This window comes from Amycolatopsis sp. NPDC043889, from assembly GCF_056435645.1.
Genome location: NZ_JBWKEC010000001.1, coordinates 1,036,669 through 1,053,005 on the forward strand (window position 1 = coordinate 1,036,669; position 16,337 = coordinate 1,053,005).

The window sequence follows — 16,337 nt, forward strand, 5'->3', positions numbered from 1 at the left end:
GGTCGTTCCCCTCAGCGATAGATGAGATGGCGACGGCGTTTCCGGTCGAACTCGGCCAGTTCGGCCTGCCAGGACCCGACGATCTCGTCCACTCCGGCGCCTTTGTCGATCATCGTGCGCAACCTGTCGGAGCCGGAGAGCTTGTCGAGGAAGTTGTCGGGCCGCCACTTGAACTTGTCCGGGTGCACCTGCTTCGCGGTGACGAACATGGTGACCGCGGTGCGGATGGCGTCGAACGCCCGCGGGTCCGTGACGGTCACCTGTACGCCGCCGCAGGGCTCGTTGACGAACTTGCCGAACGTCGGCACGAAGTACGCCTCACGGAACTTCACCCCGGGAAGCCGTAGCTCGCCGAGCTTCTCGCGCCAGCGCCAGTCGAGGCCCGGCGCACCGATGATCTCGAACGGCCTGGTGGTGCCCCGGCCTTCGGAGAACACGGTGCCCTCGAACATCCCGGTGCCGGGATAGACGAGCGCGGTGTCCGGCGTCGGCATGTTCGGGCTCGGCGGGACCCACGTCAGCCCGGTGCGCGCGAAGAGCTGATCACGTCGCCAGTCCCGCACTTCGACGATCTCGAGCTTGCCCGGCGTGACCCCCTCGGCAGGCAGGAACTCGGCGGCGAAGAACCGCGCGAGCTCGCCGACGGTCATGCCGTGCTGCTGCACGATCGGCTTCCGGCCGACACCCGAGGCGAACGCCGGGTTCAGCATCGGCCCGGCGGCCTTGCCGCCCAACGGGTTCGGCCGGTCCAGCACGACGACCGACGCGCCGGCCTTCGCCGCCGCGACCATCGCCGTGTACAGCGACCAGATGTAGGTGTAGAACCGCGCGCCGACGTCGGCGATGTCGAAGACGACGGTGTCGACGCCCGCCTTCGTGAACATCCCGGCGAGCTTCGTCGCGTCGGCGCCGTACGCGTCGTAGACGGGCACGCCGGTGCGTGGATCGGTGTAGTCGCCTTCGGAGCCGCCCGCTTGCGCGCTGCCGCGGAAACCGTGCTCCGGGCCGAACGCGGCGAGCGGCCGGACCCCGGCGGCGACCATCGAGTCGACGATGTGGTCGCCGCTCGCCAGTACGCCCGTCGGATTCGACAGGACGCCGAGCTTGCGGCCGGACAGCGGCGCCCAGTCCTTGGCGGCGAGCACGTCCGCTCCGGTGCGGGTGAGCGGGGGACCTTTGCTCTCGCTTTCCGGCTGGGCCCCCGCGACCGAGGACCCGGCCGTCAGTGCGGGGACCGCGAGCGCACCGGTGGCGAGGAAGTGGCGGCGGTTGAGGTTCACCAGGTCAGCCCGTGGCCGAAGGGGTACTTCACCGTGCCGACGTCCTTGCCCGCGGGAACGTCCACCGGCAGCTTGCCCTGCGGCTTCACCTTCCCGAGGATCACCTTCGCCAACGCTTCGAGCGAAGGCGAGATGTAGCCGTACGTGGCGAGCCACGTCTTGATCGGGTTCTCGTAACCGGCGTCGTACGGGATCTGGGCGGCGACCGCGACGACGGGTTTCCCGGTGTCGGCCAGCGCCTGCAACAGCTTGCCCTGCAACGGATACGTACCGACGTTGTTGGTCAGCACGACGACGAGGTCGACGTTCTTGGCCGCCGCGACGGCCTGGGAGATCTGGGCGTCGGTCGGCGTCTGACCCGTCTGCAACGCGGTCGCCTGCGTGCCGTGTGCGGTGAGCTTCGCGGCCAGCGACGTCGTCGTGCTCACGCCCCAGCCGGTCACGAGCGTCTTCGCGGGCTGTTGCTTGAGCGGCAGGACGCCGCCGTCGTTGCGGATCGCGGTGACCGACCGGTCGGCGATGCCCTGCGCGGTCGCGAGGTTGGCCGGGGTGCCGACCTTCGACATCACCTTGGCCGGGTCGACGAACGGCGAGGTCAGGATGCCCCGGTTCAGCTTGAGCTTGAGCACCCGCAGGACGCTCTCGTCGATGCGCCGCTCGGTCAGCTCACCCTTGCGGACGGCGTCGAGCACGGAGTTGATGGCGAGTTCGAGGTTGACCGGCATGAGCAGCTGGTCGATACCCGCCTTGAGGGCCAGCACCGGGATCTCCGCGTCGGTGTGCATTTCGCGCACGGCGTCCATCGACAGCGAGTCGGTGACGACGACGCCGCGGTAGCCGAGTTCCTCGCGCAGCTTGCCGGTGAGGATCGGCTTCGACAGCGTGGCCGGCTCGCCCGAGGGGTCGAGGCTGGGGAACTGGATGTGGGCGCTCATGATCGAGTCGATACCCGCCTTGATGGCGGCCTTGAACGGCGGCACGTCCGTCGCGCGCCAGCTGTCCTCACTGCGGTCGATCCTGGGCAGCTCGTGGTGACTGTCGGTGGCCGCGTCGCCGTGGCCGGGGAAATGCTTCGCGGCGGCGGACACCGTCTCCGAGCGCCGTCCGGAGTTCTGGAAGCCCCTGACCTGGGCTTCGACGAACTGGCTCGCCAGCTCCGGGCGGCCGGAGAAGGAACGGACGCCGATCACCGGGTTCGCCGGGTTCGAGTTCACGTCGGCGTCGGGGGCGAAGTCCTGGTTGATACCGACTGCGCGCAGCTCGTGCCCGAGGATGCGGGCGGCCTCCTGCGCGGCCTTGGTGTCACGGCCCGCCGAGATCGCCATCGCGTTCGGCAGCTCGGTGGCGGGGGCACCCATCCGGGTGACTGTGCCGCCTTCCTGGTCGGTCGCGATCTGCAACGGGATACGGGCTCCGCTGCGGAGCGCGGCCCGCTGGAGCCCGTTCGACAGCTTGGCGACCTGCACCGGGTCGTCGAAGTTGTCGCGGCTGTCGTTGTTGAAGTAGATGACGCCGCCCAGGTGGTACTTCTCGATCACCTGCGCGGGGGTGTCGACGCCGAAGTCGGCCTTGTTCTTGGCGTTGACCTCGTCGGCGGACTTCCCGTTCACCCACGTGACGAACAGCTGCCCGACCTTCTGCTCCAGGGTCAGCCCGCGCAGCGTCCGCTGCGCCTCCACGTCCGCCGTCACCGGCTGCGCGGTCGCCGGGACGCCCGCGACACCCAGGGTGAGCAGGCCCGCGAGGGGCAGGGCGAGCGCATGGATCCTCCGATGACGGGCGTGCGCGGTTCGGGTCGTCACCTCAAGCCTCCCAGATTCGTGCCTGACTCTCAGATGGAAAGAAGTCCACCTGGAAGCACTGATATCCGGAAGCTACCCACGAGCACTTTGCTTGTCCATCGGCCACCCGCACGAACGGTCCGTTCATACACAAAGGGACGCGAAGGGGCCTGTCACGCTTGAAAACGGGGGCAAAACACTGGCGGCGCCCGTCGGCAAGAAGCCGGCGGGCGCCGCCAGTCAGTGCGGGCGACTCGGGCGACCAAGCGTGCAACTCTGGTCGTACCTTCATGGACTCGGCGTCCGGCGTCCCGGTACGCAGTCCCTAGACGACGAGCCTCCCGCGGCGCGCTGCGCGTGGGTACCCGGTGTCCGCACACGGAGATTCGCCGGGGTGGAACAGGCTTCTCTTCTACCTGTTCCCTGGCCGACCGAACGTCCGCACCTACTTTCTACGCCGTGAGCCGGGTCACTTCAAGTGCGCAGACGGGTGCACCGGTACAGAGGCTCGATCTAGTGACACGGGCACCCTCCGCGACGGACAATTCGCGGCCCTGACTAAGAAAACCGGCCCGGTACCGCCGTGTGGGCGTGTGCTCAGCGGGTGCGTTTGCGCCGGTTGTAGCCGTACCAGGTGGCTCCCGCCGCGACGGCGCCGAGCGCGACCAGTCCGGCCGAGCGCGCCGGGATCCGGGTCCGCAGCGACATCGGGTGCTCGAAGGCGAGGATCTCCCAGCCTTGTTCCGTCGCGTGCTTGCGCAGTGCGCGGTCGGGGTTGACCGCGTGCGGCCGTCCGACGACCTCGAGGAGCGGGATGTCGGTGCTCGAGTCGGTGTACGCGTGGCACTGGGTGAGGTCGTAGCCGTAGGTCGCCGCGAGCTGCTTCGCCGCGACGGCCTTGTTCTCGCCGTAGCAGTAGAAATCGACTTCGCCCGAGTAGCGACCGTCCACAATCTGCATTCGCGTGGCGACGCTGCGCGTCGCGCCGAGCATTTCGGCGACCGGCGCGACGACTTCCTCGCCGGTCGCCGACAGGACCACGACGTCGTGCCCGTCCGCGCGATGCGAGGAGATCAGTTCCGCCGCCTCCGCGTAGACGAGCGGGTCGACGACGTCGTGCAGCGTCTCGCGGACGATCGCGGAGACCTGCGCGACGTCCCATCCGGCGCACAGCGCGGAAACCTCGGCCCGCATCCGCTCGGTCTTCGCCGCGTCCGCGCCCGCGAGAGAGAAGACGAGTTGGGCGTACGCGCTGCGAAGCGCGGCTCGGCGGTTGATGAGGCCTTCGCGCAAAAGCGGCTTGCTGAAGGCCAACGCGCTCGATGACGCGATGATCGTCTTGTCGAGATCGAAGAACGCCGCGACCTGGCTGGGCGTCGTGCTGGGTCGGTCCACTCGCCAAGGATAGGAGAGCCGGACCGGCGCGCGCCCGTTGGTCGACCACGATCGGGATACCGCGGTGGAAAATTCACGACCGCGCCCCCGATCGGGCGCGTCGTGCCGTTACCGAATTGTGGGTACGGAGGTCGCCCGCAACGGGCCGGTATCGGAGTTACAGTGAGATTGTCCGGTGTCGCACCGGGCCCAGGTTCAGTCCGACCCCCCGGGGCTGAACCCCGGGCGGCCCTCGTCCCTCCCCCCTGGCGAGGGTCGCCTCCTTTATCCCTTGTGGTTTCAGTGGTTCAGACCTCGTCGGCCGCGAAAACCGCGCCCGGGCAAGGCTGGAACCGCCCGGAGTTCGTTGACTTTCTTTTCCCTCAACTGTTTTCGTGCTCGGCACCCTGTAGAAAATGGGCCGTGGGTTCGTGATGGGAAGGACCGACAAAACCGTGGGAAACCGGTTTCCCATGGCGGAGTTGTCCACAACACCCCGGTTGTCCACAGGCGGTACGGAATGGCGTTGTGCGCGGCGGGGACCGGCGCGACCGTGGAGTCATCACCCGAGTCCGACCGAATCACTGGGGGAGCCATGACCGCGGAACATCCGCTCGTCGTCGCCGGCGACGACATCCTGCTCGACGAGATCCTGCGCGTGGCCGCGGCCGCGGGCTGCGAGGTCGAACGCGCACCCGATCTGGCCGCCGCACGCGGCAGGTGGGCCCGCGCGCCGCTCGTGGTGCTCGACGAGGAAGCCGCGAGCGCGCCGGACCGCCTGCTGCGGCGGAACAAGGTCCTGTTGGTCTGCAAGGGCGCGCCGACGCCGGTGACGTGGGAGCGTGCTTTCAACACCGGTTCGGAGAAGGTCCTTTCGCTCCCGGACGAGGAAGGCGACCTCATCGGCGAGTTCGCCGACGTCGTCGACGGGCCGGCGCGTGACGACGGCGTCGTCATCGGGATCATCGGCGGGCGGGGCGGTGCCGGGGCTTCCGTGCTGGCGGCCGCCGTCGCGTACCAAGCGGAGAAGTCCGGCACCGGCGGGCTGCTGGTCGACTGCGATCCGCTCGGTGGCGGGGTCGACGTCCTCCTCGCCGCCGAGCGCGATCGCGGGCCCCGGTGGCCGGAGCTCGATCTCGGCGGCAGGGTGTCCATGGCCGCGTTGAGCGAAGCCCTGCCGCGAAAGAAATACTCGACCGGCTCACTGTCCTTTGTGTCCTATGGCAGGGAAGGACGCGGTCCCGGGCCCGACGCGATCGAGGGCGTGCTGAACGCCGGACGGCGGGCGGGGCGGACGGTCGTCTGCGATCTGCCGAGGTATTTCGGCGCCGAGACGGGCACCGTGATCGGGCTGGCCGATCTCGTCGTGGTCGTGGTCCCCGCGGAACTCCGTGCCTGTGCGGCGGCGAAACAGGTCCTCGCCAGGCTCGAACCTCACGCGACGAGGATCGGTGTCGCGGTCCGTGGGCCGTCGCCCGCCGGGCTGATCCCGCAGGAGATCGCCGACGCCGTCGGCGTCCCGCTCATCACGTCGATGGGTCGCGAGCGATCCCTCTCGGCGGCCCTCGACCGCGGCGAATTCGTCCCGAGGCATCGCGGGCACCTGGCCACCGCGGCCACCGAAGTCCTCGTGGCGGCGCGCGGAAACCTGGCCGGTGCCTCGCGATGACCGAAGATCTGGTCGAGCGGGTCCGGCGGCGGCTGGCCGGATCGGCCGCCCCGGCGGATCCGGTGAGCGTCGCGCGGGCGGTGCGCGCCGAAGCAGGCGGTTCGCTCGGTCAGGACGCCGTCCTCGGAGCGGTCAGGCTGGCCCGCGACGAGTTCGTCGGCGCCGGCCCGCTCGCGCCGCTTCTCGAAAAGCCCGGCGTCACCGACATTCTCGTCACCGCTCCCGACAAGGTCTGGGTGGACACCGGTGCAGGTCCTCAGGAGACGGAAATCCGTTTCGCCGACGAGGAAGCGGTCCGCCGGCTGGCCCAGCGGCTCGCCCTCGCCGGCGGGCGGCGGCTGGACGACGCGCAACCATTCGCCGACTGCTGGCTGCCGGGTGTGGGGCCGCAAGGCCGGGTCCGCATGCACGCCGTACTCCCACCGCTCGCGCCCGCCGGGACCGCTCTCTCGCTCCGCGTTCTCCGGCCCGCCACCCATGACCTCGCCGAACTCCGGTTGCGCGGGGTGTTCGGCACCAGCGGCGCGGATCTGCTCGACTCGGTCATCCGGCGACGGCTCGCGTTCCTGGTCTCCGGCGCGACGGGGTCGGGCAAGACGACCTTGCTCGCCGCGTTGCTCGGCGCCGTGCCCCCGTCCGAACGCATCGTCTGCGTCGAGGATGCCGGAGAGCTGCAACCGGACCATCCGCAGTTCGTCAGCCTGCTCACCCGCCCGGCCAACGTCGAGGGCGCGGGCGAGATCGGGCTGAGCGAACTGGTGCGTCAGGCGTTGCGGATGCGCCCGGACCGCCTGGTCGTCGGAGAGGTGCGTGGCCGGGAGGTGATCGCGCTGCTCAATGCGATGAACACCGGGCACGAGGGTGGCGGCTGCACCCTGCACGCCAATTCCTCGGAGGAGGTCCCGGCACGCATGGAGGCGTTGGCAGCGCTCGGCGGGCTGAAACGTGACGCGCTGCACAGCCAGCTGACGGCGGCGGTGCGGGTGGTCTTGCACATGGTCCGTCTGCCGAGCGGGATCCGGCGGCTGGACGAGGTCGGTGTCCTTAGGTCCTTTCGAGGTGAGGCCAAAGTCGTCCCGGTCTGGAGCAAAGGCACCTGGATCGGCGACGAGACTCCTTTCGAGGAGTTGGCGGCATGAACCCCTGGTTCCTGCTCGCCTGCGGCGCGGGGCTGGCCTGCTGGCCGAAGCAGATGGTGCGCGCGCCGATCGCCTGGCGTTTGCCCCAGGCGGTTCGGACGGGTTGGTGGCCTCTGCCGGCGCTGTTCGTCCTGCCGTTCCTCGGGATCGGCTGGGCGTTGGCGGTACTCGTGTTCACCGTGACCGTCCGCCAGGAGGTCCGGTCGCGGGCGCAGGCGAACGCGGCGCTGGCCGAAGCGGAGCTCACCGCGTCCGTGCTACGGACGATGATCGGTGAACTCCGCGCGGGCGCCCATCCGGTGACGGCGGCCGAAGCCACCGCGGAGGCGATCCCCGCGGCGTCCGAGCGGCTGCGCGGACTCATCGCGGCCGCCCGGCTCGGTGGTGAGACCGCCGCCGACCCTGACGCGCCACCGGCACTGGTGAACGCGTGGACGCTCGCGAACCGGTTCGGGCTGCCGATGGCCGACGTGCTCGACGCCGCGAGGCGGGACGCGGAGGCGGGGATCGGCTTCCGCCGCCGGCTCAAAGCCAAGATGGCCGGTCCCCGGGCGAGTGCCGCCGTGCTCGCGGCCCTCCCGCTGGTGTGCCTGCCGCTCGGCGAGGCGATGGGGGCGGGCCCGGTCCAGGTCCTCACCGGGACCGGCGCCGGTCAGCTGCTGCTCGTCGTGGGCAGCGGGCTGATCTGGGCGGGCACGGCCTGGTCCCGGGCCCTCACCGGGCGGGTGGCGTCATGCTGACCGGCGCGGCGTTGATCCTGCTGGGCGGTGCCGTCTTCTGTTGGCCACACGTCGCGGCCGGAGGCGTAGCACGACCAGGTCGGCTTCTCATTCTCACGCGGATCCGGGCACGGTCGCCCCGGGACAAAGGCGCCTTCGAACTCGTCCGGTCCGCGGCCACCCTTGATCTGCTGGCCGCCTGCCTGGCAGGCGGGCTGCCGGTGCCCGTCGCGCTCGAGGCCGTCGCGCCGACCGCCTCACCGAAGACCGCGGTGGCTCTGCGTTCGGTGGCGTCGCATCTCGCCGTGGGCATCGGGCCGGCGGAAGCGTGGGCGCCGGTCCGTGACCTGCCTGGCCTGACCGAACTGGCCGTCGCCGCCGTCCGGACGGCGCGGGCGGGCACCGCGCTCGCCACGCATGCGAAGGACCTCGCGCGAAGGCTGCGCGAGTCGCTTTCCGCCGAAGCCGAGGAACGCGCGGAACGGGCGGGAGTGCTGCTGGCGGCACCGATCGGCCTGTGCTTTCTCCCCGCGTTCCTCTGCCTCGGCGTCCTGCCCGTCGTGCTCGGCCTGGCCGGGCGGCTCGACGGCGTCCTCTGAATTGAAAGGCGATTCCCTATGAACAAGGTCCCCGACTTCCGTGCGGACGACGGCATGGCGACGATCGAATACGCCATCGCCACCCTGGCCGCCGCCGCGCTGGCGGCCGTCCTTTACTTGGTCATCGACAGCGAAGCCGTCCGCGCCGGGCTCACCGCGCTCATCGAGCGGGCGCTGTCGGTGAAGTTCTGATGCGCGGCGAGGATCGCGGCTCCGTCACCGTGGAAGCCGCGCTCGGCATCGGCGCGCTGACCTTCGTCTCGGCCCTGTTGCTCGCCGGGATCGGGGTCGCCTTCGACCAGCTCCGCTGCATCGACGCGGCCCGCGAGGCCGCCAGGCTCCTCGCCCGCGGCCAGCCCGCCCGTGCCGAACAGGCGGTGCGGGAGATCGCGCCGCCCGGCGCCCGGCTGGACGTCGTCCGCGAAGGCGACACGATCACCGCCGGCGTCGAGGCCGAACCGGTCGCCGGGCTCCTGCCGGGTATCCGGCTGCGTTCCAGCGCCTTCGCCATCGCCGAGCCGGGGAGCGGGCCGTGACCGGGGACGATCGCGGCGTCGCGACCGTGTGGACCGCCTCGATCGTCACCGTCCTGGTCGGCGCGGCGGCGTTCGCCTTCTGGATCGGTGCCGCCGTCACGACCCGGCACCGCGCCGAGGCCGCCGCGGATCTGGCGGCGCTCGCGGCGGCCTCACACGCGTCGGACGGTCCCGCCGCGGCCTGCGAACGGGCGCGGCAGGTCGCCGTCCGGATGTCGGTCACGTTGCTGACCTGCCGGTGGGAGCGCGGTGATGCCCTGGTCGAAGTGCGTTCGGAGCCGTCGGGGCGGCCGGCGGTCACCGGACGGGCGGAGGCACGGGCCAGGGCGGGTCCGGTCGACCGGTCACCGTGACGGAGCTCGCGCGGTGAACGGTCGCCGGGCGGCGACCAGCGGGTGGTACGCGCGAGTAACCGCTGGGCGCGAGCAGCGGTCGTTGACGCGCGGCGAGCGGTCGAAGCCATGATCAGCTCGCCCCCGAACGGCCGCCCGCCGCTCACCGCGAGCGCCGCCGTGCAGGAGGGAAGCCCAGGTCGGCTGCGACGAACGGCTCCGTACCGGTCGTGCGCGCCCGTTAACCGGACGTCCGGCGTTCGGTCCGTCCGGTCGCACTACCGCGCGTTCATCGCTAAGTAACCGCCGGTTGTCGCGTGAGGTCTTCTCCCGATGTGCAACTTGCCGTTTATTGAGATGTGCGCCACTTCGAAGAGTTCGCCGAGGCCGGTGCGACGACAGAGACAGACACAGGACAGAGTTGACCTGAGGCAGGGACAGTAATGTTGGACGCGAATTGGCCGGACAGCTGGCGGGGCGCCTTCCGCATCGAAATGCGGGCGGAGGCGATCGGTCTCGCCTGGCGTGGCTGGCCGGTGCTCCCGGGTGCCGAGCCCGCGGCGCTCACCGCCGAAGGTGACGACCTCACCTGGCGGCGTCCGGTCCCGGCCCAGGACAACTGGCGTGAACTGACCGAGATCCACCCGCACGAGGTCGCCACCTGGTTCGGCGACGACACGCACAGCCTCCTCGTCGCCACCGGCACCGTGCTCGACGCCATCGAGGTCGACGACGAGCTCGGCAAGGCCGCCGCCCGCCTGCTGCGCGCCACCGGGCACCCCGCCCCGATCGTCGCGATGCCGAACGGCCGCTGGCTGTTCCTCACCACCGTCGCCGCGAGCATCCCGCGGGAACTGGCCGACCAGGCCTCGATCCAGTGGCACGGCGCGAACGGCTACATCCCGCTGCCCCCGTCGCCGTTCCAGCATGGTGTCGTGCACTGGCGGGTCAAGCCCGAGGTCTGGGGCTGGCAGCTGCCCGAGGCCGCCGACGTGCACGACGTGCTCGTCCGTGCGCTGGCCGGTGACCAGGCCGTCGCCCCGGTGGCGAGCCTCAGCACCGCCGCCTGATCAACCCACAATTTCAAGCCACCCCGTGGCCGGACACGGACCCGTGCTGACGCAAAGCCCCGAGCACGGTGTCCAGAACGGCCACCGCCCCCGCCTTGTCCAGCGGATCGTTGCCGTTCCCGCACTTCGGCGACTGGACGCAGGACGGGCAGCCGGCCGGGCACTCGCAGGAAACGATCGCCTCCCGCGTCGCGGCCAGCCAAGGGACAATCGCGGCAAATCCGCGGTCGGCGAATCCCGCACCCCCGGGATGGCCATCGTGCACGAACACCGTCGCCTCCCCGGTGTCTTCGTGCCACGCGGTCGACACCCCGCCAATGTCCCAGCGGTCGCAGGTAGCGAACAGCGGTAGCAGGCCGATCGCCGCGTGCTCGGCGGCATGCAGGGCACCGGGGACGCGCGCCGGATCCAACTCGGCGCCCGTCCCCGGTGCTCCGCCAAGTTCCTCGGTCCCCACCCTGGAGCCTCCGGTCCCCACCGGCTCCAGAACTTCGGTCCCCGTCCGATGGCCCCCGGTCCCCGCCACGCCATCGGACGCGCCGAGCAGCTCGGCCGAGATCGTGTACCAGACGGCACGGGTGTGCAGGCTCTGTTCCGGCAGATCCAGCGGAGTCTGGTCCAGCACTTCACCGGACGGACGTCTCCGCAAGTAGCCGACCACTTGCGAGCTCACCGAAACCTCGCCGAGGTTCACCGTGACCCCGCCGTGCACTCGCCGCTCTTCGGTGCGCAGCACGCTGATGTCGACGACCTCGCGCGGTGACGTGGTCCAGTCCGGATCCTCCGCGTGCACCAGGGCGAGACCGGTCTCCAGATCCAGTTCGTCGACCACGTAGGACGAGCCCTGGTGCAGGTACACCGCGCCGGGATGGACCGCGTAGCAGGCGGAGCCCGGGTCGACCGTGCCGAGCATCCGGCCGGAGTCGGCCTCCACCACCGCGATCTGTTCGCCGCCGGAACCCCGGATGCCGACTTCGGCGTGCGGCCGGTCGCGCGAGGTCCAGTACCAGCCGCTCGTGCGGCGGCGGACGATCTTCTCCTTGACCAGATCGGCGAGTACGGCGCGCGCCGAGTCGCCGCCGAAGGCCGCGACCTCGGGCTCGGTCAGCGGGAGTTCGGCGATGGCGCAGGCCAATTGCGGCCCGAGCACATACGGATTCGACGGGTCGAGGACGGCGGCCTCGACGGGCCGGTCCAGGATCGCGGCCGGATGGTGCACGAGATAGGTGTCCAGCGGATCGTCGCGGGCCACGAACACGACCAGCGCCGCGTCGCCCGCGCGCCCGGCCCGTCCCGCCTGCTGCCAGAACGACGCGAGCGTCCCCGGATAGCCTGCCAGAACCACCGCGTCCAGCCCGGCGATGTCGACGCCGAGTTCGAGCGCGTTCGTCGTCGCGACACCGAGCAACCGCCCGGACAGCAACGCCGCTTCGAGGGCGCGCCGCTCCTCCGGCAGATACCCGGAGCGGTACGCGGCGACGGATTCCGCCAGTGCACCGTCCACTTCGGACAGAATCCGCCTGGCGCCGAGCGCGGTCAGCTCCGCGCCTCGCCGCGACCGGACGAACGCCAGCGAGCGAGCGCCTTCGATGACCAGTTCGGCGAGGATCCGGGAGGCCTCGGCCCCCGCCGAGCGCCGCACCGGTGCTCCGTTCTCGCCAGAGAGTTCCGACAGCAGCGGGGGTTCCCACAACGCGACCGTGCGGGCGCCGCGCGGCGAGCCGTCCTCGGTGACCGGGACACAGTCCTGTCCGGTGAGTTTCGACGCGAACGCCGCCGGGTCCGCGGTCGTCGCGGACGCGAGGACGAAGACCGGCGAAGCGCCGTAGTACGCAGCGACCCTTCGCAACCTGCGCAGCAGCAGCGCCACGTGGGAACCGAAGACACCACGATAGCTGTGGCATTCGTCGACGACGACGAACGAGAGCCGCCGGAAGAACCGGGACCAGCGCGCGTGCGACGAGAGGATCCCGCGGTGCAGCATGTCCGGGTTCGTGAACACCCAGTTCGCGTGCGCGCGGACCCAGTCCCGCTCTTCCATCGGAGTGTCCCCGTCGAACGAAGCCGCCCGCGCCTTCTTGATGTCCAAAGAGGACACCGAGCGCAACTGGTCGGCGCCGAGCGCCTTGGTCGGCGACAGGTACAGCGCCGTGGCCCGCTCGTCCTCGACCAGTGCCGAGAGCACCGGCAACTGGTACGCGAGCGACTTGCCCGACGCGGTGCCGGTCGAGATCACGACGTGCCGGCCCTCACGGGCCAAGGACGCGGCCTCCGCCTGATGCCGCCATGGTGCCTCGACTCCGTTCGCCTTCAGCGCCTTGACGACCGGACCCGCCGCCCACTCCGGCCAGTCCACGGAATCCGCCGGACGGGCCGGCAGTTCGGCCACATGGGTGACCGGGTACAGCGAAGCCGGGATCCCCGCCGTCGCGCGGTCGAGAAGCCGCCGGCCCTTGCCGGATCGCACCGTGCCGTCCACCTTCGGAAGCTTCGCACAGCGCACCGACAGAAACGGTCCGCCGCCGGACGGAACGGGCACTGGAAGCGGCCGCCGATGATCGATACAGTGACCAGCCTCACACGATTACGGAACGTACGGTGGCGGGGACGCCTTGCCGCCCGCCATCCCACTACCAATACACTCCCGCAATCCACACCGTCTGTGGCGAGCGTCATGTGAGACGTGCCTTGCAGTGCGACTAGCGTGACGTTCGGCTCAGATCCCCATGCCAGCGTCGGCACGCCGGTTCCATCGGCGGATCGTCGTTGGCCAACGGCGACGTCTCCAGGAGGACGAATGTCCCGGCAGTTCCTCGCGGAGGGCGAACTCACGCTCTCCGGAGGTGGTTACACCATCGTCGGTGTGATCGCCGTGGTCGCCCTTGCCGCACTGGTCATCGGCTACGTTCTGCTCAAGGAGGTCTTGGCCGCGGGCCAGGGCACCTCCAAGATGCAGGACATCGCGAAGGCAGTGCAGGAAGGCGCGGCTGCCTATCTCAAACGGCAGCGCAACACCCTCGCGATCTTCGGTGCGATCGTTTTCGTGCTGCTCTTCGCTTTGCCGGCCGATGACTGGAACGAGAAGATCGGCCGGTCCATCTTCTTCTTGGTCGGCGCTGGGTTCTCCTTCGCGATCGGCTATCTCGGCATGTGGCTGGCGACACAGGCGAACCTGCGTGTCGCGGCCGCTTCGCGCGAGGCGGGCGGTCGCGAGAAGGCGATGCGCCTGGCCTTCCGCACCGGTGGCGTCGTCGGCATGATCACCGTCGGTCTCGGTCTCTTCGGCGCCGCGGTGGTCGTCCTCGTCTACACCGGACAGGCCCCGAAGGTGTTGGAGGGCTTCGGTTTCGGTGCCGCGCTGATCGCGATGTTCATGCGTGTCGGCGGCGGTATCTTCACGAAGGCCGCCGACGTCGGCGCGGACCTGGTCGGCAAGGTCGAACAGGGCATCCCCGAGGACGACCCGCGCAACGCGGCCACCATCGCCGACAACGTCGGTGACAACGTGGGCGACTGCGCCGGGATGGCGGCGGACCTCTTCGAGTCGTACGCGGTCATGCTCGTCGCGGCGCTGATCCTGGGTAGCACCGCGTTCGGCGTGCACGGCCTGATCTTCCCGCTCATCGTGCCCGCCATCGGTGTGATCACCGCGGTCATCGGTGTCTACATCACCAAGGCCAAGGCGGGCGAAGGCGGTCTGGTCACGATCAACCGCTCGTTCTACATCTCCGCGGCGATTTCCGCGGTGCTCTCGACGATCGCGGCGTTCGTCTACCTGCCCGGTTCGTTCTCCGAGCTGACCAGCGGTGCGACCAGCGAACCCGGTAGCCCGGCGCTGATCGCGACCATCTCGGTGATCATCGGCATCGTGCTCGCGGCGGTCATCCTCAAGCTCACCGGCTACTACACCGGCACCGAGCACAAGCCGGTCAAGGAGGTCGGCAAGTCCTCCGAAACCGGTGCGGCGACGGTGATCCTGGCCGGTATCTCGGTCGGGTTCGAGTCCGCCGTGTACACCGCGCTCGTCATCAGCGCGGCCGTGTTCGGCGCGTACCTGCTCGGTGGCGGCGTCGCGCTGTTCGCCGTGGCGCTGGCCGGTACCGGTCTGCTCACCACCGTCGGCGTCATCGTCGCGATGGACACCTTCGGCCCGATTTCGGACAACGCGCAGGGCATCGCCGAGATGTCGGGTGACGTCGACGAAGACGCCGCGCAGATCCTCACCGAGCTCGACGCGGTCGGCAACACCACCAAGGCCATCACCAAGGGCATCGCGATCGCGACGGCGGTCCTCGCGGCGACGGCGCTGTTCGGGTCCTATCAGGACGCGATCAGCAAGGCGCTGAAGTCGATCCCGGAGGCGGCGCAGGCCAGCGCGTCCGCGCTGAACTTCTTCGTCAACGAAGTGGTCAGCCCGAACACCCTGGTCGGTGTCATCATCGGTGCGGCGGTCGTGTTCCTGTTCTCCGGTCTCGCGGTCAACGCGGTATCCCGTGCCGCCGGCGCGGTCGTCTACGAAGTGCGCCGCCAGTTCCGCGACATCCCGGGCATCATGGAGGGCACCACCCGTCCCGAGTACGGCCGGGTCGTCGACATCGTCACGCGTGACTCGCTGCGTGAGCTGACCACGCCCGGTCTGCTCGCGGTCTTCGCTCCGATCGCGGTCGGCTTCGGCCTCGGCACCGGCGCCCTCGCCGGTTATCTCGCCGGTGCGATCGCTTCCGGCACCCTGATGGCGATCTTCCTCGCCAATTCCGGTGGTGCCTGGGACAACGCGAAGAAGCTCGTGGAGGACGGAAGCCACGGCGGCAAGGGATCGGACGCGCACGAGGCCACCATCATCGGTGACACCGTGGGTGACCCGTTCAAGGACACCGCCGGTCCCGCGATCAACCCGCTGATCAAGGTGATGAACCTGGTGTCGGTGCTGATCGCCCCGGCGGTCGTGCAGTTCTCGATCGGCGCGGACGCCAACGTCGGCATCCGCATCGCGATCTCGCTGGTCGCCGTCGCGATCATCGTCGCGGCGATCGTGGTCTCCAAGCGCCGCGAGTCGGTGCTTTCCGAGAACCCCGCGCAAGCGAAGGCTTAACGCCGGAAAGTTTCCTCCGCCGGGCCCGTCACGATTTTCGTGGCGGGCCCGGCGGCTGTCCGGCGCAGGCTAATGTCTGCGCGTCACGCCGATCCGATCCCGGGGGAGTCCCTGCCATGAGGCGTTCGATCATCCTGTTCGCCGCCGTTCTCCTGCTGGCGGGCTGTGGCGGCGCCGAACGGACGGCCGCCCCTTCTCCTTCTTCTCCCGCCCCCGCGGCCGGGAGTTCCTGGATGGACGGTTTCTGCGGTTCGCTGATCGACTTCGCCAAGATCGGCGATTTCACGATGCCCGACTTCGAGCAGGACGACGTCGCCAGTGCGCGGAAGGTGATGGACGAGGCCTTCGGGGTGTTCGCGCCGGGTTTCGACAACGCGGTCACCGGTTTGGGGAAGCTCGGCCAGGCGCCGAGCGCGGAAGCCGACGCGGCGCGCAGGAGCATCGTCGACGCGCTGACGCCGATCCGGGACAAGGTGCTCGCCGCGAAGGCCGCGCTCGACGCGGCGCCGAAGGACGACAAGGCCGCCGTGGCGGCCGCCGCGGTTTCCTTCCGGCAAATCGGATCCGACATCAACGACATGCCCGACCCGTTCCAGCAGCTGGAAACGAACGTTTCGGTGAAAACACTGGCCGCGCAGGCCCCGAACTGCAAGAAGCTGCCTTCCTGACCTTCTTTCCGCCGCGTTGATTTGCATTGCCCCCCGGTATCGGTACCGTCGGGGGCCAGCCGGGAAGTCGTCAGGTCG

Annotated in this window: 14 protein-coding genes; 10 read left to right on the plus strand and 4 right to left on the minus strand. The window is 69.9% G+C overall.

The features are described from left to right. Positions 1–11: 11 nt before the first annotated feature. From AC0685_RS05290 to AC0685_RS05300, 3 genes are all read right to left on the minus strand, one after another. Positions 12–1,280 (minus strand): exo-beta-N-acetylmuramidase NamZ family protein, encoded by a 1,269-nt coding sequence (locus AC0685_RS05290; protein WP_478224379.1) that lies wholly within the window; start codon positions 1,278–1,280, stop codon positions 12–14. Further along, entirely contained in the window at positions 1,277–3,082 is a 1,806-nt protein-coding gene (locus AC0685_RS05295; protein ID WP_478224380.1) for a glycoside hydrolase family 3 protein, read from the minus strand. Before AC0685_RS05295 ends, AC0685_RS05290 begins: the two co-directional genes overlap by 4 nt. 576 nt (positions 3,083–3,658) lie before the next feature. After that, a complete protein-coding gene (locus tag AC0685_RS05300; RefSeq protein WP_478224381.1) occupies positions 3,659–4,456 on the minus strand; it encodes an HAD family hydrolase in 798 nt (265 codons plus the stop codon). A gap of 574 nt (positions 4,457–5,030) precedes the next feature. Between AC0685_RS05300 and ssd the strand changes: the two genes are divergently transcribed. The 8 genes from ssd to AC0685_RS05340 all read left to right on the plus strand — a co-directional run bounded on the left by ssd (position 5,031) and on the right by AC0685_RS05340 (position 10,499). Beyond that, on the plus strand, positions 5,031–6,104 hold the full coding sequence (gene ssd / locus AC0685_RS05305; RefSeq protein ID WP_478224382.1) for a septum site-determining protein Ssd: 1,074 nt from the start codon (positions 5,031–5,033) through the stop codon (positions 6,102–6,104). Next, complete coding sequence (locus AC0685_RS05310) at positions 6,101–7,243, plus strand: TadA family conjugal transfer-associated ATPase (RefSeq protein WP_478224383.1); 1,143 nt, start codon at positions 6,101–6,103, stop codon at positions 7,241–7,243. Before ssd ends, AC0685_RS05310 begins: the two co-directional genes overlap by 4 nt. Further along, positions 7,240–7,983: a type II secretion system F family protein gene (locus AC0685_RS05315; protein WP_478224384.1), complete on the plus strand. Its 744-nt coding sequence runs from the start codon at positions 7,240–7,242 to the stop codon at positions 7,981–7,983. The genes AC0685_RS05310 and AC0685_RS05315 overlap by 4 nt, the downstream gene beginning before the upstream one ends. Beyond that, positions 7,977–8,561, plus strand: a complete 585-nt coding sequence (locus AC0685_RS05320) for a type II secretion system F family protein (protein ID WP_478224385.1) — start codon at positions 7,977–7,979, stop codon at positions 8,559–8,561. Before AC0685_RS05315 ends, AC0685_RS05320 begins: the two co-directional genes overlap by 7 nt. An 18-nt stretch (positions 8,562–8,579) precedes the next feature. Beyond that, entirely contained in the window at positions 8,580–8,753 is a 174-nt protein-coding gene (locus AC0685_RS05325; protein ID WP_340685321.1) for a DUF4244 domain-containing protein, read from the plus strand. Beyond that, positions 8,753–9,097, plus strand: coding sequence for a TadE family type IV pilus minor pilin (locus AC0685_RS05330; RefSeq protein ID WP_478224386.1), 345 nt, complete (start codon positions 8,753–8,755; stop codon positions 9,095–9,097). The genes AC0685_RS05325 and AC0685_RS05330 overlap by 1 nt, the downstream gene beginning before the upstream one ends. Next, positions 9,094–9,450, plus strand: coding sequence for an Rv3654c family TadE-like protein (locus tag AC0685_RS05335; RefSeq protein WP_478224387.1), 357 nt, complete (start codon positions 9,094–9,096; stop codon positions 9,448–9,450). The genes AC0685_RS05330 and AC0685_RS05335 overlap by 4 nt, the downstream gene beginning before the upstream one ends. 422 nt (positions 9,451–9,872) lie before the next feature. After that, positions 9,873–10,499 carry a bifunctional DNA primase/polymerase gene (locus AC0685_RS05340; protein ID WP_478224388.1) on the plus strand — a complete coding sequence of 209 codons (627 nt, stop codon included), beginning with the start codon at positions 9,873–9,875 and terminating at the stop codon, positions 10,497–10,499. A 13-nt stretch (positions 10,500–10,512) separates the two neighbouring features. Here AC0685_RS05340 and AC0685_RS05345 read toward each other — a convergent pair whose 3' ends face one another. Beyond that, positions 10,513–12,978, minus strand: coding sequence for a DEAD/DEAH box helicase (locus tag AC0685_RS05345; RefSeq protein ID WP_478224389.1), 2,466 nt, complete (start codon positions 12,976–12,978; stop codon positions 10,513–10,515). A gap of 318 nt (positions 12,979–13,296) precedes the next feature. Between AC0685_RS05345 and AC0685_RS05350 the strand changes: the two genes are divergently transcribed. Further along, entirely contained in the window at positions 13,297–15,591 is a 2,295-nt protein-coding gene (locus AC0685_RS05350) for a sodium-translocating pyrophosphatase (protein WP_340685326.1), read from the plus strand. Between the two features lie 116 nt (positions 15,592–15,707). Beyond that, positions 15,708–16,259, plus strand: coding sequence for a hypothetical protein (locus tag AC0685_RS05355; RefSeq protein ID WP_478224390.1), 552 nt, complete (start codon positions 15,708–15,710; stop codon positions 16,257–16,259). The last annotated feature ends 78 nt before the right edge of the window (positions 16,260–16,337 follow it).